This window comes from Chondrinema litorale (assembly GCF_026250525.1).
GTDB lineage: Bacteria > Bacteroidota > Bacteroidia > Cytophagales > Flammeovirgaceae > Chondrinema > Chondrinema litorale.
This window is the reverse complement of record NZ_CP111059.1, coordinates 24,654-48,536: the sequence shown is the minus strand read 5'-3', so window position 1 is coordinate 48,536 and position 23,883 is coordinate 24,654. Positions and strand designations below refer to the sequence as shown.

General features: G+C 33.5%; 19 protein-coding genes. 10 read left to right on the top strand and 9 right to left on the bottom strand.

The features are described 5' to 3' along the window. Positions 1–7 precede the first annotated feature (7 nt). The 3 genes from nirD to OQ292_RS36580 are packed head-to-tail and all read right to left on the bottom strand — an operon-like array spanning position 8 to position 3,359. A complete protein-coding gene (gene nirD / locus OQ292_RS36590; RefSeq protein WP_284689232.1) occupies positions 8–385 on the bottom strand; it encodes a nitrite reductase small subunit NirD in 378 nt (125 codons plus the stop codon). Positions 386–432: 47 nt separating this feature from the next. After that, positions 433–2,940, bottom strand: a complete 2,508-nt coding sequence (gene nirB, locus OQ292_RS36585) for a nitrite reductase large subunit NirB (protein WP_284689231.1) — start codon at positions 2,938–2,940, stop codon at positions 433–435. A gap of 50 nt (positions 2,941–2,990) precedes the next feature. Then, on the bottom strand, positions 2,991–3,359 hold the full coding sequence (locus tag OQ292_RS36580) for a group I truncated hemoglobin (RefSeq protein ID WP_284689230.1): 369 nt from the start codon (positions 3,357–3,359) through the stop codon (positions 2,991–2,993). A 464-nt stretch (positions 3,360–3,823) separates the two neighbouring features. Here OQ292_RS36580 and OQ292_RS36575 point away from each other — a divergent pair, with 464 nt between their 5' ends. The 7 genes from OQ292_RS36575 (at position 3,824) to OQ292_RS36545 (ending at position 11,950) form a co-directional block, all read left to right on the top strand. Beyond that, entirely contained in the window at positions 3,824–4,951 is a 1,128-nt protein-coding gene (locus OQ292_RS36575; RefSeq protein WP_284689229.1) for a sensor histidine kinase, read from the top strand. A 75-nt stretch (positions 4,952–5,026) separates the two neighbouring features. Next, complete coding sequence (locus tag OQ292_RS36570; RefSeq protein WP_284689228.1) at positions 5,027–5,662, top strand: hypothetical protein; 636 nt, start codon at positions 5,027–5,029, stop codon at positions 5,660–5,662. A gap of 27 nt (positions 5,663–5,689) precedes the next feature. Beyond that, entirely contained in the window at positions 5,690–6,355 is a 666-nt protein-coding gene (locus tag OQ292_RS36565; protein ID WP_284689227.1) for a 4'-phosphopantetheinyl transferase family protein, read from the top strand. Positions 6,356–6,492: 137 nt separating this feature from the next. Then, positions 6,493–7,305: a glycerophosphodiester phosphodiesterase family protein gene (locus OQ292_RS36560; RefSeq protein WP_284689226.1), complete on the top strand. Its 813-nt coding sequence runs from the start codon at positions 6,493–6,495 to the stop codon at positions 7,303–7,305. A 180-nt stretch (positions 7,306–7,485) separates the two neighbouring features. Continuing rightward, positions 7,486–8,970: a serine hydrolase domain-containing protein gene (locus tag OQ292_RS36555; protein ID WP_284689225.1), complete on the top strand. Its 1,485-nt coding sequence runs from the start codon at positions 7,486–7,488 to the stop codon at positions 8,968–8,970. A gap of 223 nt (positions 8,971–9,193) precedes the next feature. Continuing rightward, positions 9,194–9,991, top strand: coding sequence for an SDR family NAD(P)-dependent oxidoreductase (locus tag OQ292_RS36550; RefSeq protein ID WP_284689224.1), 798 nt, complete (start codon positions 9,194–9,196; stop codon positions 9,989–9,991). Positions 9,992–10,489: 498 nt separating this feature from the next. Beyond that, positions 10,490–11,950, top strand: coding sequence for a T9SS type A sorting domain-containing protein (locus OQ292_RS36545; RefSeq protein ID WP_284689223.1), 1,461 nt, complete (start codon positions 10,490–10,492; stop codon positions 11,948–11,950). Positions 11,951–12,041: 91 nt separating this feature from the next. Here the strand turns inward: OQ292_RS36545 and OQ292_RS36540 are convergent, their stop codons facing one another. The 5 genes from OQ292_RS36540 to OQ292_RS36520 form a co-directional block, all read right to left on the bottom strand. Continuing rightward, on the bottom strand, positions 12,042–12,854 hold the full coding sequence (locus OQ292_RS36540) for a MopE-related protein (protein ID WP_284689222.1): 813 nt from the start codon (positions 12,852–12,854) through the stop codon (positions 12,042–12,044). A gap of 78 nt (positions 12,855–12,932) precedes the next feature. Then, positions 12,933–13,649, bottom strand: a complete 717-nt coding sequence (locus tag OQ292_RS36535) for a DUF8740 domain-containing protein (protein ID WP_284689221.1) — start codon at positions 13,647–13,649, stop codon at positions 12,933–12,935. Between the two features lie 10 nt (positions 13,650–13,659). Next, positions 13,660–14,106: a T9SS type A sorting domain-containing protein gene (locus OQ292_RS36530; RefSeq protein ID WP_284689220.1), complete on the bottom strand. Its 447-nt coding sequence runs from the start codon at positions 14,104–14,106 to the stop codon at positions 13,660–13,662. Between the two features lie 80 nt (positions 14,107–14,186). Continuing rightward, complete coding sequence (locus OQ292_RS36525) at positions 14,187–14,909, bottom strand: class I SAM-dependent methyltransferase (RefSeq protein ID WP_284689219.1); 723 nt, start codon at positions 14,907–14,909, stop codon at positions 14,187–14,189. Positions 14,910–14,923: 14 nt separating this feature from the next. Continuing rightward, positions 14,924–15,541, bottom strand: coding sequence for an N-acyl amino acid synthase FeeM domain-containing protein (locus tag OQ292_RS36520; RefSeq protein ID WP_284689218.1), 618 nt, complete (start codon positions 15,539–15,541; stop codon positions 14,924–14,926). 963 nt (positions 15,542–16,504) lie between these two features. Between OQ292_RS36520 and OQ292_RS36515 the strand changes: the two genes are divergently transcribed. Continuing rightward, complete coding sequence (locus OQ292_RS36515; protein WP_284689217.1) at positions 16,505–19,345, top strand: PAS domain-containing sensor histidine kinase; 2,841 nt, start codon at positions 16,505–16,507, stop codon at positions 19,343–19,345. 213 nt (positions 19,346–19,558) lie between these two features. Continuing rightward, the gene (locus tag OQ292_RS36510; protein ID WP_284689216.1) at positions 19,559–20,305 is read left to right on the top strand and encodes a sulfotransferase family 2 domain-containing protein; all 747 of its coding nucleotides are present in this window, start codon (positions 19,559–19,561) and stop codon (positions 20,303–20,305) included. Between the two features lie 32 nt (positions 20,306–20,337). Here OQ292_RS36510 and OQ292_RS36505 read toward each other — a convergent pair whose 3' ends face one another. Then, positions 20,338–21,705: a glycoside hydrolase family 28 protein gene (locus tag OQ292_RS36505; protein ID WP_284689215.1), complete on the bottom strand. Its 1,368-nt coding sequence runs from the start codon at positions 21,703–21,705 to the stop codon at positions 20,338–20,340. Positions 21,706–22,124: 419 nt separating this feature from the next. On the opposite strand from OQ292_RS36505, the gene OQ292_RS36500 reads away from it, so the two are divergent. Continuing rightward, complete coding sequence (locus OQ292_RS36500; protein WP_284689214.1) at positions 22,125–23,738, top strand: DUF2341 domain-containing protein; 1,614 nt, start codon at positions 22,125–22,127, stop codon at positions 23,736–23,738. Positions 23,739–23,883 lie beyond the last annotated feature (145 nt).

Here is a 23,883-nt window from a genome sequence, read left to right as displayed (position 1 = left end):
ACTGTGCTTATTCTGAGAAGCCAATATACACATTTTCGTCTTGAACTTTTACGGGATATACGGCAATTTTTAAATCTTCATCTGAGAGACTTTGTCCAGTATCGAGTGAAAATGTTTTTTTATGCATAGGACAGGCTACTTTTGCCAGTCCACTTTCATCTCCGATCATGCCTCTAGAGAGTACCATTTCCATTTTATGTGGGCATAAGTTTTGGCAAGCATACCATTTGCCCTTACGCGAAAAGTTGTAAACCGCAATTTGTTTTGATTTGTATTTAATACAGCCACCACCATTCTCGGGGAAATCATTTATACTTCCCACTTTAAACCATACTGCTACTTTGCTCTCAGAAACCGATTTATATCTATCTAAAATATCTTGCATCTCTTTTAAATTTTAAGGGTTTTAAATTTTCTAAAAATGAAATAGTGTTACCAAGGTTTAGGCATTTTCTGGTCGCGAAGTGGAACGAATACTAAATTGTCATCAGACTCATCTGTATTCACAAAATGTTTGAATCGCTTCATCATTTCAGGGTCTTCTATTGCCTGTTTCCACTCACATTCGTATTTGTATACTAGCTCTTGCATTTCGTTTTCGAGCTCTTGTGCAATACCTAGTGAATCTTCTACCACTATTTGTTTTAGATAATCTATACCACCCTCCAGTTTTTCTAACCAAGTAGAAGTTCTGGTTAATGGAGCTGCAGTACGTATATAATACATTAAAAACCTATCTAAGTATTTGATACAGGTTTCGTCGTCGAGTTGCTCGGCTAATAAAATGGCATGTTTTGGAGTTGCCCCACCATTACCACATACGTATAGATTCCAACCACCTTCTACAGCAATAATTCCAAAATCTTTGCCTCTTGCTTCGGCACATTCGCGGATACAGCCAGATACACCACCTTTAAGTTTATGAGGAGATCTAAGGCCTTTGTATCTCTCTTCTATTTTAATAGCGAAACTTACGCTTTCGTGCATACCGTAGCGGCACCAAGTAGAACCTACACAGCTTTTTACTGTTCTTAGTGATTTGCCATATGCATGTCCACTTTCGAATCCTGCATCAATGAGTTCTTTCCAGATTAGGGGTAATTCGTGTAGTTGAGCACCGAATAAATCGATACGCTGACCACCAGTAATCTTTGTATATAAATCGTATTTTTTAGCTACCGTACCAATGGCAATTAATTTATCTGGAGTAATCTCTCCACCTGGAATTCTAGGCACTACAGAGTAAGTTCCATTACGCTGAATGTTTGCTAAAAAGCGGTCGTTAGAGTCTTGAATAGTGACTTGCTTGTTAGCCGTTTCCATGTAGATACTTGCAAAAATTGAAGCTAATACTGGTTTACACACTTCGCAACCATCACCTTTACCAAATTTGTCAAGCGCCTCATTGTAATCTTTTATTTTATTGATTTTAACAAGATCGTATAGCTCTTGTCTGCTATAGCTAAAGTGACCACAAACGGTTTCTTTTACTTCTTTACCCATTGATTTAAGGGTAGCCTTTACCAAATCAGAAACCATTGGTTTACAACCACCACAGCATGTAGATGCTTTGGTTAGTTTAGATACTTCTCCTAATGAACAGCATTGTCCAGAGCTTACAACACCACAAATGTCTCCTTTAGTTACACTTTCGCAAGAGCAAATTTGAGCTGTATCTGGCAAATCCATCACACTACCGAGCGCGCTGTTTTCTCCTCCTCTTGCACCTAGAATCAAATCTTCTGGGTTTTCAGGAAGCTTCATTCCATTGATGTAGATTTGGTATAAAGTATTGTAGTCTGATGAATCTCCAACGAGTATGCCTCCGAGCAACTTTTTGCCATCTTGAGTAACATTTACTCTTTTATAAATTCCTTTGTGTTTGTTCTCATAAACTATGGCAGTTACCGATTCATTTTCGATAAACGGATCGCCAAAGCTTGCTACTTCAGTACCAATTAGTTTTAACTGAGTAGACATGTCTATAGAAGGTACCATAAGTTTGGTACCCCCAGTAATTTGCTCAACTGCAACATCGGCCATTTCGTAACCCGGTGCCACCAAACCATAAATTCCATTATTATATAGTGCAACTTCACCAATGGCGAAGACAGACTCATCTGAGGTTTGCATTTTGTTATCTACTATTACACCACCTCTTGCACCTACTTGCAGTCCTGCTTTTACTGCAATTTCATCTCTTGGTCTAATTCCCGCAGAAACAATTAGCATATCTGTTACTAAGCTAGTTTCGTCGGCAAAGTCCATTCTTTCAATGGCATTTTCTCCAACTATCTCTTTGGTCGCTTTTCCTAGTTGGATGCCTATTCCCATGCTTTCAATTTTTCTCTGAAGCATGTCGCTTGCAGCTTGGTCTAATTGCCTTGGCATTAAGCGAGGAGCAAATTCAATTACATCTGTTTGCAAACCTAATTCTTTTGCAGCATTGGCAGCTTCTAGTCCTAATAAACCTCCACCTAAAACAGCAGCTTTGGTTCTGCCTTGATGTTTCAGCTCAGTGGCGTAGGCTTTCATAGCATCGAGGTCTTCTATGGTTCTGTATACAAATACACCGGTTTTGTCTACTCCTTTAATTGGAGGTACAAAAGGAAAAGAGCCTGTAGCCAACACTAAATAATCATAATCAAAAACCTGATTTCTGTGAGTGAAAACCTTTTTAGTTTGTAGGTCTATGTTGGTTATATATTCAGAAGTACGTAGTTCTATGTCATTTTCATTATACCAAACTAAGGGAGCAAGTAGTAAGTCATCAGCATCTTTTTCTGCAAAGTATTCGCTAAGATGTACTCTATCGTATGCAGGTCTTGGCTCTTCGCCAAAAACAATAATATCAAAGTCGTTTCTGTTAGATTTTGCTACAAATTTTTCGCAGAATTTGTATCCGACCATTCCATTACCTACAACTATTATTTTTTTCATGACTACGTATTCTTTATGTTAATTAATTATTCATAGAGTTTTAAAGGAGATTATTTATTAAGCACATCATTTTTAGTGCTCAGTGCAATTTCTACCACTTCGTCGATCAAGTTTTGTGAAACATTTAGTTCTTCAAGTGTGCCGACAAGATGTGTTGCTACAGCGCTAAAATGTGCTTCTGTGAGAGACATAGGTGTATGAGCTGCTCTCAAAGATTTACCTGTATAAGCCATTGGAGCTCCAAATGCATATGCAAGAAAGGCTTTTTGCTTCGCTATTTGCTTTTTCATATCAGTGTTTGTAAAAAAATGACTGATACTTTCGTCAGCTAAGACTTTTTTGTAAAAAATATCAACTGCTGCATTAACCGCTGCCATACCTCCAATTCGATCAAATAAACTTTTAGTTTCTTTTTCCATTTTTATTGAATTGAGTATTATACTTAGTTTTTGTAATGATTGCAGTTGTTTAGGTTAAGCATTTGAGCTGTTTTATTTACTGAGTAAGTATTTATAGAGCAAATATACTTAATAAATACTTACATCAAAGATAAATACTAAGTATTTTTAAGTTTTTAGAGGAATTATTCATTTTTTTAAGTAGCCTTGTGTATCTCTCAATGCGACTTTAAAGAAATATAGTGTGTTAAAGGAAGGTTGTGATATGTACGTACTTAGGAATTTAAGTATTTTGAATGAGGCTTAAAAGTAATTGAAGAATTATTTAATTCTTGTATCAAAATCGATTAGCATTTCATGTTGGTTACCTCTTTTTTTCTTACATTTACTCTAGGTAGTAATAGCCATTATTTGGTATGGTAAAGTAAATCGTTTAGAAACTTTATAGGAGCATCCGGCAAAATAGAATATTATCTTATTAGATTATGGAAAAACCGGAATCAGAAATTTCAATAAAATCGCTTCAGAGAGAACTTGAAGAAGTGAAAAACGAGCTGAAAGAAAAAGAAAAGGTTTTTGAAACAATTCTTGAATATTCTTTTGCTGGCTATTGGGATTGGTACATAAAAGATAACTATGAATACTTGAGCCCTACATTTAAAAAAATGTTTGGGTACGAAGATCACGAATTGGCAAATAGCCCGGAAACATGGCAAAAAATAATCCACCCGGATGACCTTGAAGAAGTCTTGAACATTTTTGATGCACATGTGAAGTCTAAGGGAAAAATACCTTACGATAATGAAGTTAGGTATATGCACAAAGATGGGAGTATAGTTTGGGTTTATTGTAGAGGTAAAGTGATTGAATGGGATAAAGAAGATAATCCGGTGCGAATGGTTGGTAACCATGTAAATATTACTCGTTTAAAAAAGCTACAAGAAGAGCTCGAATTCTTTAATTTTTCTGTTTCACACGATCTACGTGTTCCACTACGTACAATAACAGGTTATGCCGAAATTCTCAAAGAAGATTATAGTGATGATGTTTCTACAGATGCGAAGAGGATAATTGATAAAATTGAGCTTAGCACATATAAGATGTCTAACTTGATAGATGATATTCTGGCATTTTCTCGGGTTAGTAGAAAGCATAATATTGCTGAGTTGCAGCAGATAAATATGACTGAGCTTTTTAAAGAAGTTTATGAAGAGCTTACTCAAAACATAAAAGAAAGAAATATTGTTTTTAAAATTGATCAGTTAGAGCAGATAAAAGGTGATAAACCCATGATTACTCAGTTAATCACTAATTTACTTTCGAATGCCATTAAATATTCAAAAACTACAGAAATAGCGGAAATATCGGTAAGTGGTGAAGAATTAGGTAATGATTATGTTTACACCATAAAAGACAATGGAGTTGGGTTTGATATGAAGTTTTTGAGTCGGATTTTTAAAGCTTTCCAACGATTACACAAAGATCGAGATTATGAAGGAACTGGCGTTGGTTTAGCCATTGCACTTAAAGTAATTGAGCACCATAATGGTAGAATTTGGGCAGATAGTTCTCCTAATGAAGGATCAATTTTTTATTTTACAATTGGTACTTAGTCTAAGTATTTTGCTCCTCAATTTTTTTAATAGAATTTTATTTTAACTTCCAAAAGGAAGCTGAACTCTTATTACATGAAAGAAATAACACCCTACAACGAACTTGAAACGGCACTCACAGAACTAGATAATGGCGGTAGGTTTTACAATATACTTACCAAGGCTGATGATGGAAACATTACTTCTGCGGAATTGTCTAAAGCTGCTGGTGCTGCTACAATGTTTACTGATAAACAAAAAATGATTATCTACTTAGAAATGTCTTTGTTAGACCTAGAGCAGGAAAATAAAGATAAAGTATTAAGTAGTCTATCAGATGATTTATTTACTTCTTATAAAAAATACCAACCTAAGTACTTTGTTCCTTCAGACGATATAAACCAGGCGGAGATTTCTTCGAGTGCGATTATTACTGGCATACCTAAATTAATTGAGTCTAAAGATGAGTTTTCAGGTTTTATTATGATACCAATAATGGCTGGAAATGTTACTACATTCAGTATGATTCCGATAATAGAACTGTTTAACATTTATGAACTCAAAGATGTTGAGACTGGCAAAGACATCATAATAGCGCATACAAAAGGAGACGGCGAATTGCCTGAAATTCCATTAAAATGTGGTGGGGTTATTAAAGAGTTGAAAAAAGGTAAAAACACCAAACAACCCGCAACCATCTTTTTAGAGGGGCTTTATTTTACACAATTGTAAGTTATCGAAAGAGGTTTAAGTGCAAAGATGACCCACGCAGCAATATTTGATATTAGCAAAGAGTACAAATACTTAGAACTACTTAATCCTGTAGAATTCTTTTCTGAGCGAGATTTGGTTAGCTATAATAGCTATATTAATGTAGCTGATAAACACAGAATGTTGGCTTCTAGAGTGTTGTTAAATAGTATGCTTAAATCTCTTTTTAGTGGAAATTTCTCTATTAAAGGACTCCAAAAAAATGAGAAAGGCAAACCTATTATTTATGGTTTAGCTGGTTTAAGTATTTCCCATTCTGGAGATTTTGCTGTAGTAAGTATTAGTGAAGAAGCTGAAACTGGAATAGATATTCAAAAAATTGGCAACTTTCCAGAAGAAGATATCCATGCAATTCTAAATCAAGAAGAAAAGTTAGCATACCAAGCTCTAACAATAGTAGAAAAGCAGCAGTGGTTTTATGATGTATGGAGCAAAAAAGAAGCAGCTTTAAAGGCCATGGGAGAAGGGCTAGCCATCGAAATGAAAGAGTTGACTTTTTCTAACAATATGTCTCAAGTAAATTATGGCGATCAACCATGGTATTTTTACAAAACACCTGCTATTAATAAATACTCATTGCAACTTTGTTCATCCATCGAAAACCAAAAGATTAGTTGGTTTAAGTGGGAGCAAAACAAATTGCTGAGATTCTAAGAGTCAAAATTATTAGGAGAATCCTTCAATTTCATATTCACTTAACAGCTTTCTTAATTTCCCTACCTATTTTTATTGCCAGTATTTTATTAATACATTGAAGGCATTTATCTATTAAAAACATTTTAGTACTAACAATGAAAGCTTTATCCAAAATAGTTGTAGTATGCTTGCTAAGTTTAGCAGTAAGTTGCCAAAACCAAATCACACAAGAAAAAGAAATGAGTACAAATAAAAGTATGGTGGTTGCGCATAGAGGTGCTTCGCATTATGCGCCAGAAAATACAGTTGCATCTGCAAAACTTGCATGGGAACAAAATGCAGATGCTGTTGAAGTGGATGTCCATTTATCGCTTGATTCACAGATAATTGTAATGCACGACTACAACACTGAAAGAACTTGTGGGAAGAAATTTGTGATTAAAGAAACTGCTTCTGATACTTTAAAAACTTTAGATGCTGGCAGTTTTAAAGATGAAAAATATGTGGGTGAACCTGTGCCTCTTTTAGCCGAAATAATCGAGACGATTCCTACTGGAAAACTTTTGTTTATTGAGATAAAAAGCGAAAAAAATATAGTCCCAATATTAAAAAAGCAGTTCGGGCATGACCCAAAGAAAGATCAGTTTGTGTTTATCGCTTTTGATTATGAAACCATTGTTGATACTAAAAAAGCGTTTCCAGATAATAAGGCTTATTGGCTAAGTAGTAAGTTTAAAGAAGATACCAATACTGTTTTGCAAAGAGTAAAAGATGATGGTTTAGATGGAGTGGATTTAAGCCAGTCGATTGTGACGCCAGAAATTATGCAAATAGCTGAAAGTAAAGGACTTGAAGTACATTGCTGGACAGTAAACAGCATGAAAAAAGTAAAAAAACTCAATGAGTTAGGCGTGCAAGGAATCACCACAAACAAACCAGATTCTGTGTTGGCAGTATTAAGTAAATGATTTTGTAAGGCTCTAAAAACTGCAGAGGATTGTCACCCAGACAATCCTTTTTTTATACCTTTTAAAAAGCAAAAACGGATTCTTAAACGAACATTTATCCATTTTTAAAAGAATCAAAACATCACTATCAATTATTAATTAATTTTAGAGCGATGTTTTACAATCAATTATAAGAATCCAATGTACAATTTTAAGTCTATAAAGCCTTGTTATAGTATTATTTTAGTTCTTCTATCTACCATAATTGTATATAGTTGTGAGCATAAAGAGAAGGTTGAATCTGTCGAAGATGAAATAAGTGCCATTGAAAATAGCTTAACAAATCCGGTAATTGTAAAAGGGGAGAATCTCGTGTTGTTTTCAATTGAAGATCGGATGAAACTTCATAAGGTGCCGGGAGTGAGTATAGCTGTGGTGAAAGATGGCAAATTACATTGGACTAAAGCTTATGGTATTGCCAATACAGAAACGGGTACTTTGGTAGATTCTGCTACTTTGTTTCAGGCTGGTTCTATTAGTAAACCTGTAGCTGCATTAGGAGCACTTAAATTGGTGCAAGAAGGGAAAATTGATTTGGATACTGATGTAAATAATTATCTTAAAAACTGGAAAGTTGAAGAAAACCGATTTACAGAAAAAGAGAAGGTAACCTTAAGACGGTTGCTAACACATACAGCCGGAATGACAGTTCACGGATTTCCCGGCTATAAGCCAACAGACAAATTTCCATCTATAATTAAGGTATTAGACGGCAAAGGCAATACACCAAAAATATTTGTAGATACCATACCGGGTTCGATTTGGCGGTATTCTGGTGGTGGTTATACAGTAATGGAAAAAGTGGTAGAAGATGTGAGTGGACAACCATTAGAGACTTATTTGAAAGAAAATATTCTAATGCCATTAGGTATGACGAATAGTACTTATAGCCAGCCATTACCAGAAAAGTTGCATCAACAAGCAAGCGCTGCTTACGATAGAGGAGGTAATTTAATAGAAGGGCTATGGCATAACTATCCGGAGCAAGCAGCAGCAGGTTTGTGGACTACTCCAACAGATTTAGCTAAATACTGCATGGAAATCCAGAGAATTGAAGCTGGTAAAACCAATGGAATTCTCTCTAAAAAAACAGTAGATAAAATGCTTACCAAACATGAAAATAATTGGGGCTTAGGGCCATCATTAGCCGATGATGGTAACTCACTTAGGTTTCAGCATGGTGGTAAAAACGCTGGTTTTACGAATAACATGATTGCTTTTGCTTATAAAGGAAATGCTGTAATTGTAATGACTAATGCAGATAATGGCGGAAAGTTGATGAATGAGATTATCACTTCTATTTCGGAACATTACGATTGGGATATTGCTCAGCAAAGAGTGGTTGAAACTGTTTCATTAGCTACTGAAGCTCTCAATAAATTTAATGGTAAATATAAGTATTTAGGTAATACCCGTGATGGTTCAGATTATATAGTTGAGCTTGTTACGAAAGAAGGAAAGCTCTTAGTAATTGATGAAAACAATGGAGAAGAAGATATAATTACACCCATGAGTGAAACCTCTTTTATCGATTTGTCTGATGGTGATGAAGTTGTTTTTACTGAAAGAGCAGACACCATTGAATTTACTTTTAATAAATATTATTCGTATAGGCGTGTTGAGTAAACTGATAGAAAGCCTGTTATTAGAATTCCATTTATATCTGAGCAGGAACGAATAACACAAAACCGTCAAAATTGAATATTTTAGCCTAATTTGGCATAACAACTTTTCAATACCATTACTTTCCCGACATTATTAAACTCAAGCCAAGTTATTCCGTAAGTTTATGTCATTGGTTGGTATTGTATTCAATCAACCACACTTGTACATATTTTTTAAACTAGTAATGGACTTATCAAAACTGAATAAAAAGTTTCCAAATAAAAGAGCGATTATTACAGGGGCAAATAGCGGTGTAGGATTAGAAATACTCCATATATTATCTCAAAACGATTGGCAAATTCTTGCAATTGATATCAATATAAGTACTCTGGAAAAAATCGATTATGCTGAATTACAGATTCAAAAAATAGATATTACTCATAGAGATTTGTTTAAAAATGCCATTTCTGATTTTTGCAGCATTAATAACGGTCTTGATGTAATCTTTAATAATGCGGGTGTTGGAGAAGGAGTGAGGTTTAAAGATTATCCTTTAGAAAATTGGGATTGGATAATTGACATCAATCTTAAGTCTGTTATTGCTGGTTGTTATTATGCTTTTGCTGAAATGCAGAAACAAAACAAGGGATTAATTGTAAATATGGCAAGTGCAGCAGGCTATGCTAATTTGCCTAATATGAGTCCATATAATGTTACAAAATCGGGAGTAATTTCTCTATCAGAGACTTTGGCTCATGAGTTTAGCCCCTATGGTATACAAGTAATGTGTGTAACACCTACATTTTTTCAATCTAACATACTGGCTCAAAGTAGAGGTACTTCAGATGTACTTGCATCAGCTACCAGAGTTGTAAAAAAATCTAAATTAGATAGTAAAGATGCGGCCAGAATAATTCTTTCACAGCTTCATAAAAATAAAGAAACCCTAAAATTTCCTTTTTCTGCAAAAGCAATCTATAGTGTTAAGCAGTTTTTTCCTAAACTATATGTATGGGCTGTAAGAAAGTATTTAGTAAAGTAAGAACTAAAATTTCATAAAAAAAGCAATCCAAGTTTTCCAATATGAAAATAATTGGGGTATAGAGCCATTACAGAAAACTAGAATAACTTAGAAGCATATAGAGAGCTAAAAGGTTTTATAACATACTACAAACTGTATTATTTAACTAGTTGTCTAAGTTATGTTTTGTTTTTGTATTGGGAATATTTCAATGCTTAAATAGACTCATTTTAGATTATTAGAGTTTAAAATTTTTCTGAGTCAATTTCTTGCAAAATTATTTCTTGTAAATTATTTTCATGCTGTATTCAATCCAAATACTAGCTGCACTTTAATTTTTTATAACCCCAACTATCTTTTTGCTTCTCTTGTAGAACAAGGATTACTTGCTTTGCTTTTTTAACTCAAAAAACAATTGAAATGAGTTAACAGAGGTTTGCTGTGCCTTATTTTTTAGCTTGATAGGCTATACTTCAAGGGAGCGTCTATTTTTTAGTTCAATTATTTAAATTTTACACTATGATTAAAACATTTACGAGCATTTTAACAAAGTTTTTACTGTTATCTGCTTTTCTATGGACTAGTAATAATCTATTTGCTCAAACCGAATATGCTTTACCAGGTTCAGTTAGCCAATTAACAATTTCTGAAGATGGAAAACTGATGTGTAATATGCACACACATGATGATGTATCACTAGAGCACCATAACTCTGTTAGTGATATTACATTAAGTTCTAACAAAGCTTCATTTAAAATATCAAGTGATCAAAACAAAAAGAAGGGAAGCGGTACTGGAGCTACTATTTATGTAGATTACTACAATTTTGACCCTACTTTTAGTGATGATCAATTTTTAGCGGCAGCTATAGCGTTTCAATCTGCGGTAGATACTTGGGCTACGTTAATTGACTCTGATGTTCCTATTTATGTAGCAGCAGCATTTCAACCACTTGGTACAGGTGTGCTTGGTTCAGCAGGTTCTACATATATTGTTTCAAACACTCCTGGCCTCGAAAGAGACTCTTGGTATGGTAATGCATTGGCTGATAAATTAGCAGGTGAAGACTTAATACCAAGTGAGTATGATATTATAGCAAGGTTTAGCACGGTATTTCCTAATTGGTATTTTGGCACAGATGGTCTAACTCCTTCTACTGATTACGATTTTAGAAGTGTAGTTCTACATGAAATAGGTCACGGTTTGGGATTTTTTGGATCTATGACTGTAAGTAATGAAACAGGTATTGGTTCTTACGGATTTGGTATTCCTGATCCAGTTTTACCTGCCATCTATGACAGGTTAATGTATTCTCCAGAAAATAAATCTATCTTAAAAGACAGTCGTTACCCTAATTATTCTACAGCTTTAGGAGATATGCTATTGAGTGGTTCCTTAAATGCAAAAGGCCCTAGAATTAAAAAAGCTACCAATGGTAAAGGTGCAGAAATATTTACCATCTTAGATTCAGAAGTTTTTGGCGATATTCCTGGTTTTACAGATATGTGGTTATCTGGTTCTAGTTACTCTCACCTCGATTATTTAACCTATGGTGGCACAGAAAATGGCTTAATGGTACCATTCCTTTCTAGAGGAGTTTCTTTTCCAGATCCGGGAGAGGTTACCCTTGCTCTTTTCGATGATCTTGGATGGAATGGACAAGTTAATAGAGTGTACAATGGCAATGAAAGAGTTGCTGCTAGTGAACTCGATTTAGAGGTAACTACAACTGCGTTTGGTGTGTATCCAAACCCAATAAATAACAATTTTTCATTGAGTTTAGGAGAGAAAGAAGCTGCATTAGTAAATGCGAGTTTGGTAGATGCTTTTGGTCGCCAAATGCCAATAGATATTTCTAACCAACAAGGAACAGAAATTCAATTTGATCTTTCACAAAAACAGCTAAAAGCAGGTGTTTATATATTGAGACTTCATTTTGAAAATCAAGAAATTTCTAATATCAGATTACTAAAGAATTAATTAAAAATCCCTCATAGCTTCAGCTATGAGGGATTTTTTTATTCGATATCTGAATAAATACGGAGTTAAAACTTCAAGAAATAAAAATGTATTAAATACCATTAGTAATACTTATAAGATAGTCTTGACATAAATTACTACTTGGCTGAATTGGTAAATAAACTCTTATATAATAGATAGCGCTATCATCACCTAAACCACCATCTTCATTGAAGAATGATACACTTGTGGCAATTTTGTTAGTACAAGAGTTTTTATGAATGTCCATTTTATAATTGGTATTATTAAGTTGAATTTTGACATTGAATCTGTCAATAAATTGAGTCTCATCAATAGCTTCAAAGGTATACCAATCTTCTTCAGCTAGATCTGTTATTATCGTTGTTCTTTTAGTTGTCAATCTTCCAGGTTCAAATTTTGAGGAGCCAGTATCTGATAGAGAACCAAGGTTGTCAGCTTGCGAACAGTTATCATTTCCATCAATTTCATAACAAACATCATCCACAAAATTATTGCAATTGTCATCAATGCCATTAAAAATTTTAGAGCGATTATGATTAATAGATGCATTTAGTGGCTCGCAATCTGTAACGTCAGGATCGCCATCGTTATCATCATCACTATCGCACAAATCACCAATGCCATCTCCATCAAAATCTTCTTGGTTTGGGTTTGGCACTAAAGGACAATTATCAAGATTGTCTGCCAGACCGTCTCCATCTGTATCTAATTCATCAGTTTGCCCATCGCAATTATTATCAATTCCATCAGCAACATCGGTAGCACCAGGATTGATAGATGCATTTGCATCATTACAATCTCCCGTTTGCAACACAAAACCCTGTGGAGCTTCTAAATCTGAAGGCACCCAAACTGGTCGATTTGGATCGCCATAAGTATCCAAATCGGCATCAAAATAATAGTAAGCACCTCCGCTCGTAGATAGAGGTTGGAAGAACTACTTCATTCCCATCACTAATACTTAACTTATTACATTACCATTTAAATTTAAAGTCTGTAATTCGTTTTGAGGGTCAGCATCAGCATCTTCATTCCCATCAAGAATTGAAGCCAAATCGATAGTTGTTCCATTAGAGATGGATAACATTGTTCCTTCTAGACTGATATCTTGGAGCTCATTAGTAGCATCATTATCTGAAACTAAGTTTAGTAAACCACTTAAATCTATGTATGTTGTAGTGCCTGCTTCTAAAATTTCTAGTACAGAACCGTTTAAAACAGCATTAGTGATTAGTTCATTTTCAGGATTAGCATCATCGTCGTTGGTATTACTAGTTGTACCCGCATAAAGTGCATATGGTACAGACAAGAGTTCTACTGAGCCAACAAACTGGTAATTACTACCTCCATCTGGATCAATTTCAATCTTTAAAAATTTAGATGTGCTACTCCAATCTATGTTTTCAAACAGACCAATTCCATTGGTTCCTTTTCCTACTTTAATTGAGAACAAGCCTTTATAATCAGTTAGAACTGCATGGTTTTCTTGATATATAACTGACCCATCGAATGCACCATCTAGAATAGAGGCTTGTACCGAAATATTTTTATTTGATATTTCTTTGCCTCTTTCATCAACAGCAAAACCCGTATAATTAAATGCTTGAGGAGTTTGTGCATATGTTATTAGAACAGAACTTAACATGCAAATAAAGAATGATATTGTTGTCTTTTTCATGGCTTAAGGATTAGCTTTTAATAATTTTTGAAGAGGTGATAATCTTATCATGCTGATCCATAATTTTCACAAGGTACATTCCTCTAGGAAGCTGCCCTAAGTCTACTTGTTGCTCAATAAGGTTGGCATCCAATACCTGTTTTCCGTTTGTATCAAATACACGTATTTTACTTAGATTAGAAAGACTAGAAACTATGTGAAGGACAGATTTTACAGGATTTGGATATAGCTGAACCTCACCAGATAACAAATGGATAATGTTATTTTGCGCTACTGAAGATTCATAACTTATAAAATCACCAATAAAATATGTGATATGAATAGAGCTGTTCTCCATTCTTCCAGCTCCGGCATTTACCACATAATGCGATTCTATTTTTTGAGCCTCTGATAAAATAGGCAGATAGACAATAATTACAAAAATGAGAAGTACTACTGTAGATTTAGTAAATAACATGCTAGTACTACTCAGTGCGAATAGTAAATTTTTAGCCATAATAGTAAGTATTTATTTTACTTGTTTATTTATTGGAATCTCTATTTTCTAGCAACCACAAAATCACTCACATTTCTAAATGTTTTATGAGCATTTTCGATAATAAAACCGGCATCTTCTATTGCACTACAAAATTCTTTGTGTGAGTGCATCCAGAATTTACCTGATTTCTGCATTTGCCTAATTACACTATTTTGTTTACTCACCTCTTTGCCTTCTTCCATAATACTTAGTGTTTTTTTAAGGCCATAATTTTTTAATAAATGATAACCTATGGCAATTTGCCAACTAATTACATTTACAATTCTGCCTGCATCAACCAAGACTACTTTGCCATTTGGGACAAGCCAATTGTAAATTCTTTTTATTATTTCTGTCGGATTTGGAAATGTGTATAAAGCATGAATACTTATAATTCCTTTTACAGAATTATGGGCAAATACAACTTCGCGAATATTTTTGTCAGTAATTATATGATTTTTTAAACCTAAAAAATTAGCCTTGTTAGCAGCCTCTAAGTTCATTCCCTTGTCATTATCAATATGGATAATATTTGCTTGAGGATGTTGCAAAGCAAGCTGTGTAGAGTAATTACCTGTTCCTGCTCCAATATCTAATAGAATATCGTTTGGAAAGGTGTCCCAATTATTGGTATAGGATAATACTTCATTATATAATTGCTGATAATAGGGATTGTATGAAAGTAGCATATCGTACTTTTGTGCATAACTTTTCCAGTTAACTTCTTTTTCTACAGTACTCATGATTTTAAAATGTTTTAGGTTTCATTAAAATCGAGTTTTGCTATGCGAGCATAATTCTGTGCATCTTCAGTATTATAATTCGGCATTCCTCTTTTTAAAGCGATCTCTTTAGATGTCGATCTTTCAGCCACTAATAATTCTGCTTCTGTACCAATCCATGAGAAATATTTAGGCTTTTCACTTAGAACTTCCATCCCTAAAAATCTTTTATAAAAAGGCACATGATTAGGTACTACCGGAGTGATAATATGATTACAATGGTGTACGATAGAATTTAAACCATGAATTCTAAAACAAAGCATTTGAGCAAACAAAGATTGTCTACCTTGAAAGTCTGGAGAAACTGCATATCTATTGGATTCTAATAGATTTATTTTCCCCAACTTTTTTCTAATATCATCACTAAAATGCTCTACAGAGTCTGTAGGCATCCATTGGTATTTGTCAGACCAAATACAGCTCCTTATTGTAGCTACTGGTTTATTGTCATACCATATCAGATGAGTTTTACAGTTTGGTGCATCATCAAAATGATCAAATAATAAGCCTGTATCATTTTTAAGGTTTGCATAAGACTTTATATATGCATCATATCTGAGTTTATATGCAATTTTTTTACTCTTATCAGTCAAGCAAACCTCAATTACATAATTGTTTATTTTATCAATTATTTGGGCTTTTTTAGGGCTAACGATGTGTTAAATTCCATAGTAGTTTTCATAAGATTGGATTTAAATGATGAAAAATTACTATGCCTCAATTTATTTTTTAAATCAAAGCATCTAAGTCTGGCTCTGGCTAAAAAGTCGAGAAGTGAAAATTTAAATTGTGTTACTAGTATGAGCTTGCAGGCAAATTACTGGTTAGAAAAGCATATTTTATATGCGATAATACAGTTGACAACCTTTTTGATTTACATTAAAATTAATGATTAAATACTATAAAAGTCAAATTTAATTTTGCTTAAAAAATAAATATCAGAATTAAATACATGTAATTTCTTTTATTTACGAAAATGTATGTAAAATAAAATTGACTCTTATAGAGTAGAAGTAAAAGAAAATAATAGTGTTGATTAAATAATAACTAATAGCATTTTATAGCTCAAAATAGACTTATGAAAGATGATAAAATATAAGTATTTGGAGCTTAATGACTTATTGAGATCTTATGAGTAATACTTTTTGTGCACATTGTTATATTTATTCGAGTAAATACTGCTGATATTTAAGTAATAATTTTATTTAAGAATATTTAAGTAATCTCTAACTGACGTCTAAATTCCATTTAGTAAAATATAAAACCTCTCTATTCTTGTTAAGAAAAATGAAGTGTAGATAAAATATGTAATTAAGCAATATCTTGAAATAGTACTATATCAATAGCAAATTAATCTAAATCAGTTTTGGAAATAAACGGATGTAGCATTCTAGAATCAATTCAATACAAATTTTTAAAACTTAACATAATAATAGTTAAGCGCATTAATTTTTGTTGCTTTTTTTTGCAAGTAACAATGTAAAATATCTATTTTAAGATCTTTTCTATTAGTTATAAGATATTACTTTAATAGACGCAAGTACTTTTAATTAAAGATGCACGACTCTAATAACGGTTTTCAGGATTTTGTCGCAGATAATTTTACTCCATTAGCTATTCTGATTGATGATAAAGGCAATGTAAAAAAGATTAATGAAGCAGGTTTACTATTTTTTGATCAGAGTAAAAAGCATATTAATGATATTTTTAGTAAAGTATTTTTAGATGTATTTGAGTCCATATTTGGAGAGTGTCGAAAGTATCAAGAAACACTCAGGGTTCCTGTTTTTTATAATTTTAATCAACCTACCAAGAAGCAGTTTTCTGTAACAATTACTCCTTTTACAGAAAATACCTCAGAAGAATTGTATTTATTGGTATTTCAGGTGATAATGGGAAATATGAGATTTACAGTGGCTAGTTATGATGTAAAGCCTATTGAATCTAAATCTGAGTTGAAAGAATTTATTGATGAATTACAGGCTGCAAATGAAGAGATTAAAGCCTCTAATGAGGAACTCACTACATTAAACGAAGAGCTTAGCACTTATAAAAATATGCTAGAGCAAATGGTTCAAGAGCGTACTTTTGAACTCGAAAGACAAAGAACTCAGTTTAAAAATATAATAAACAATTTACCTGGTGCAGTTTTAAAATACAGAATTGATGCCGATGGAAAAGATAGATTGGTATTTCTATCAGACCAAGCAGAAGATTTGTGGGAAATACCTAAAGAAGATGCGCTAAATAATATCAATCTTCATTGGGAAATAGCTTTTGAAGAAGATATACCTCAAATGCGTCAGCAACTTATGGAATCTGCTTCAAATATGACTAAATGGAACAGCCAATGGCGAATTAAAACCAAGAGTGGAAAAATAAAATGGTTAGAAGGGTTAGCAATACCAGAAAAAAAAGAAGATGGCGCCATTGAATGGGATACAATAATACTAGATATTACCCAAAGAAAAATAGTTGAAAACAGTTTAAAAGCCCAAAAAGCCTTACTAGAACAGACAGAGTCAATTGCAAAGGTAGGTAGTTGGGAGTGGGATGTCGCAAAAGATCAGGTTATTTGGTCAAAAGAAATATTTAACATTTTTGATTTGGATGAAAAAAATGGTGCACCTAGATTTAAAAATCATGGTAAGCTTTTTTCTGAGTCTTCTTTTAAGAAATTAACTAAATGTGTAGAAGACGCCATAGAGCATACCAAGCCCTTCGAAGTTGAACTTGAAGCAATTACAAGTAAAGGCGATATAAAATATTGTATTGCTCGTGGCTCTGTGCGTAAGAATAAATATGAAAATGTAAGTCAATTATTTGGCTCGTTTCAGGATATTACTCATAGAAAGAAAGCTGAAATTAAATGGAAAGAAAGTCAAGAAGATTATAAGGCAATGGCAGATAGTATGCCTGGCGTGGTACTTAAATATCAACTCAATCCTGATTTTTCTGAAAAGCTGCTTTATTTAAGTAAAGGTGCTGAAGAGCTACACGAAATACCACATCAAGAAGCCCTCGATAATTTTTCTTTAGTGAGGGAGCGCCTTCACCCAGAAGACTTAAGTAGCTTTTCAGATTCAATTAAAAAATCTGCAGAGGATTTATCTCTTTGGAAAAAAGAGTATCGAATTTTATTACCAAATGGCAAAATAAAATGGGCAGAAGGTAGAGGAATGCCTAAAAAAATGCCAGATGGATCGGTTATTTGGAATTCCATTATCATGGATATTTCTGATAAAGTGAAGATTACTCAGGAGTTGAGAGAGATAAACGATCAATTAGATTTGGCGATAGAAACAGCCAAACTAGGTGTATGGGTGTACGATACCCAAGCAGAAGAAGGAAAATGGAACGATGTACTTTATGATATTTTTGGTATATCTAAAGAAGAGTTTGCCAGTAATAATAATATTTGGGAAGATCTTTTGTGTCCTGAGGATAGAGAGCGAGTAATAAAAGTGTTTAATAAAATTTCGCAAGGGGAAAGAATATCTAGCTATCAATATGCTATTATACGACCTGATGGCGAAAAGAGATATATTTTGGCATCTGGTGGCCCATTCAAGCAAAGTAAGGATGCAAATAAATTAGTAGGCATAAATATAGACGTTACGCAAATTAAATTGTATGAGCAAGAACTGATTAAGGCTAAAGAAAATGCACAAAAAAGTGAAGCGAAAATAAGAGAAAAAAATATAGCCTTAGAAAAAGCCAATACTGAATTGGATAGATTTGTTTACAGCGTATCACACGATTTACGTGCACCAATAGCATCTGCAATTGGTCTTTCTCAAATTGCACTAAATTCCACAAATCTAGAGGAGATAAATCACCTAAATACGCTTAAGGTAAAAACACTTAATAAACTTGACCACTTTATTAAAGACATACTTGATTACTCCCGTAATAGTCGATTAGAGGTAAAAGGTGAGGCTGTAAATTGGCGAGAAACTATAGACTTAATACTTATAGAATACCATCAGGCAATTCAAGAAAAGGATATTGAAATTATTGTAAACATTGAAGGAGAGGAAGCTTTTTACACCGATAAATTGAGAATTAATATCATATTGAACAATCTATTTTCTAATGCATTTAAGTTCTTGAAAGATTATACAAGTGAACATAAAATTGAAATATTAGTCAACTCAAACACCACATTTGCTGAGATCAAAGTAAGTGACAATGGAATAGGTATAGAAGCTGAAAGAGTAGATAAAGTATTTGATATGTTTTATCGTGCGAATGATTTGAAACCAGGTTCTGGTATAGGTTTATATATATTAAAAGAGAGTTTAAATAAACTCAATGGCGAAATTAACTTACAAAGTAAAGTTGGAACTGGTACATCATTCTTTCTTAAAATTCCCGCTTTAGAGACGATTAATTAAATATTGCAATTCAGTATTTGTAGAAATAGAATTACCTATTAAAACATGATGAGCTATTGAAAAAATAGTATAAACGGCAAAAAATAGGGGTTTTATTCTACATATAAGGTAATTAGTATAGCAACTAATATAAATTATATTAGTTTTACTACCATTATTTAAATTACATTATTGACAAACAAACTTGCCTTCAGCTTAGGCTGAAGTTACTTTATGATCTCACATAAGCACAAAGTTATTTTTATCCATATACCCAAATGTGCTGGGTCTAGTGTGGAAAGTTATTTTGGTGTAAAACCTTTTAACTGGGAAGAACCAAACTACGAAAACTTAACAGGGTGGTGTCCAGAAAGAAAAATTCATTTACACCATGCAACAGCAAGCCAGCTATTAGATTTGGAGCTTGTCTCAAAAGAGACTTGGGATGAGTACTATAAATTTACAATAGTTAGAAACCCATGGTCTAGGGCAATGTCTGATTACTATTGGGTTCAGAAAGATTGCAAAGTGAGGGGTACATTCAGCAGCTTTATTAATAAACATGCTCCTTTTAAAAAGCATTTAACTTATCCACCAAAAAACAAGCACTTTCGGGGAGATCATCTATACCCCCAATCTTCTTACTTAAAATGCAAAGATGGTAACTTGTTGGTAGACGATATTATTAAATTTGAGAATCTACGGCAGGGATTCGAAGGTATTTGTGAAAAATTAAACTTACCAAGTTCGAAACTCCCGCATAAAAAAAAGCGCTCAAAGAAAAGGTTTGAGCATTATTCTCATTTCTTCTGCAGAAAGAAGCATAGGTTAATCTCAGAGAAATACAAAGAAGACATTGTCTCATTTGGCTATCAATTCGATAATCGCAATAAGCAGAAAAACATTATACATAGTCTAAAGTACTCAATGGTGAAACTCTACGATAGTTCACAAAGAGGGTATTATAAGCATTTTAAGTAGTAGTTCAAGCTTTTAACTGTTGGAGTTAGTAACTATTCAAACTTAAAACCATTTACATTCTCTTGAATGATTTCTGTTTCGCGGACTGTATCTACTTGTATGTTTTTTAGGTTTACATTCTCTACGTGTTCTTCTTCTTCGGCTAATATTCTTGCAATAAATTGAACATCAGCGGCTTTCACATTCTTCATTGAGATGTTTTTGATAGGTGTTAAACGGCGTTCATAGGTAGGTACCAGATCGCGCCATTGGTAAAGTACATCTGTTTCAATTCCCAAAACTCCCTTGTCAATTTTACCACATTTAATGTCTTTCACCTGGATGTTAGACACGTATCCCCCACGTCTTTCATTGGTTTTAATAAATAGTAAATGATTGAGTTTTGCCCCTTCTTCTACCTCGCAATTTTCCATATATACATTTTCTACTCCGCCAGATAATTCACTACCAATCGCCAAAAGTTGATGCCCGTTTTTTACCAGACAGTTTCTAATTACCACATTTTTGGTTGGCATGTTAAGTCTCCATGCATCTTGGTTTCGCCCAGATTTAACAGCAATGGCATCATCACCCTGATCAAAAATGCAGTTTTCTATGAGCATATTTTGGCTCATCTCTGGATCAACTCCATCGTTATTATGGCCATGTGCAAACACTTTTACTCCTCTAATAATTACATCTTTAGACATAAATGGATGTATTACCCAGAAAGGACTGTTTTTAATACTGATGTTTTCTAGCAGCACATTTTCGCATCGGTTAAATTGTATAAATTGAGGTCTAAAGTTCGCTGTATCGTTCACCATCTGCCTTTCTTCAACGGGAACATCTTTAGCAGCCATGTCATATAGTATTTTAAGGTTCTCCATATGCGCTTTGGGTCTAGCAAACCAAACTTTCCATGTATCCATTTTAGCTTGTAACTCCCCCTCTCCTGTTATAGCCACATTCTCACACTCAAAAGCATAAATTAGTGGAGAATAATTAAAGCACTCCATACCTTCCCAAGTACTCTGCACTGCTGGTAGGTAATCAGCTGGATTTTCAGAAAATAATAGTGTGGCACCTTTCTCTAAATGCAAATTAGTATTGCTTTTAAGATGAACTTTGCCAGTAAGCCACTCTCCTTCAGGTATTACTACTACACCACCTCCAATTGTGTTTGCTTTGTTAATCGCATCTGCTATGGCTTTTGTTGTAGCCTCTTTGTTGCCTTGTTTTGCCCCAAAATCTGTGATTAATATCTTTTCACACTGGCTAAAGTCTGGTGTTTTTATGGCGGGCATCTCAAAAGGAGCTTCTACTTTAATTTCGGTTATAATAATTTCTTTTGGTGTCTCTTTACAAGCAGAAATAAATATAGAACATAGAATAAAAAGCGAAAATAAAATTCTAGACATAACAGTTGCTTATTGTTTAAAAAAAATGCCCCTCTATTTTTAGGTGATTTTGGATGTGACCCAATTACAAAATCTCGATACATATCTACTCAAATCTATAACTAGATTATCTTGAAAGTGTACTAGGCTAGTCTGGTAAAATTTAGATAATAAACTAATGAGATCATTAATGGAAGAAGTTACATGATTCTTACCTCTTGTGAATTATTATAACCAAGCTTTTAAATTCTTTTATATTGTATATTACATTTAATGTGACATTAAGTTTTGTTAACAATGTACAGTCTAATTTATAACACCATGTAGAGCGTTACTCACCAAAACAATAAATTTATTAATATCTGTGAATAGAGAATGAGATTTATACCTAAAAACTATCTCTCTAAATCAGATTAAACTCCAAGCTTATTAGAATCATTATGAGAAAACCTTTACAGCTTTCCATTCTATTTATTGGCTTCAATTTATATAGTTATGCTCAACCGACTGGATACAACTTCATGCAAACCATTGAAGTAGACCACACTAAAGTAGCAGGTGACCTTACTCAGTTTCCACTTTTAATTAGTGTAATAGAAGATGATTTAAAGCATGTAGACAATGGTGGCAATATTGAAGAAGCAAATGGCTACGATATCATTTTTACCAGCGACGACCAATCTACGATTTTAGACCACCAAATAGAAAAATATGATCCAGCTACAGGCGAGTTAGTTGTTTGGGTAGGTATTCCTACTTTAAGTAGTAGCTCTAATACTAGTATTGAAATGTATTATGGTAATAGTTCTATCGCAACAGACCCTTCTACCACAGATGTGTGGGATAGTAATTTCGAAAGAGTTTTACATTTAGATAGTGTAACAGATGGAACAGTAAATGGATTAGATGGCACTAACAATGGTTCAAGCAGTACAAGTGGAATAATTGGTAATGGTCGATATTTTGATGGAGTAAATGATTATATCTCAGTAAATAATCAAACTCCTTCTACTTTTACGATCTCTGCATGGATAAATCCTACTTCTCTCGGTGCAAATGCGAATGCCTTTGCATATGGAGGCTCTGGCATTATTTGGTCAGACTTTTCTGGTTGTGCTGATGATATGATTCCTATAGCTTTAAGAAATAACCGTCTTGCTTTTGGAGATGGAGGTGGATGTGCTTATGACAATTTAGAAATTAGCACAGTTTCGGTTTCGACTTCTAATTGGTACTTTGTAGCAGTTACAAGAGATGGTAGCGATGGTTCAAAAGAATTGTATATTAATGGTGAGTTGAAAGGAAGCTCTGCTGGTACAGGAACTCAATTATTAGACGATAACACAGAAATACATATTGGTGGTAATACATTGGATAGCAGATACTTTAATGGCCTAATAGATGAAACAAGATTTTCAACTATAGTAAGATCGTCTGACTGGCTACTAACTGAATACAACAACCAACTAGATCCATCGTCTTTTTACACCTTTACAGATTTATCTTTATTGCCAGTAGAATTAATCTCTTTCGATACAGAGATGATCGGTAAGACTCCAAAAATATCATGGATAACAGCCAAGGAGACTAACAACAAGCATTTTGAGCTATTGAGATCTTACGATGGCAAAGATTGGGATAAGGTTACAATTATCGATGGAGCAGGAACTACCAATAATAGAAGTAGCTATTCTTATTCAGATAAAAGCCTTTGTAAATTTAATGACAAAGTATATTATATGCTTAAGTTAGTAGATAATGATGGCAGTTTTAGATACTCAAATGTAAAGTATATTCAAACTTTGCGAGACAATAAAGAAGTGTTCGTTTATCCAAATCCTGCATATTCTAATATATTTATAAATATGGTAAGTGATGCCACATACAATGTTAAATTAAGTAGTATTCAAGGAAATGTAGCATTTGAGAAAACATACCACTTAAATAATTCTGTAATTGATGTTAGCAATTATCCTTCTGGTATCTATCTAATTAAAATTCAGGATATAAAAACATTAGAAACTTTAAAGAATGAAATCATCATGATTAAGTAAAATCATATTTATCCAATAAGTCGAGTTACCTAAAAGCTTGAAATATAAACTTACTTATGTTTCAAGCTTTTATTTTTTGTATTCTTTTTTTCAAATTTTTTAAAGAAACAAGAGTGCTATTTCCATTTTTATACTCTTATATAAA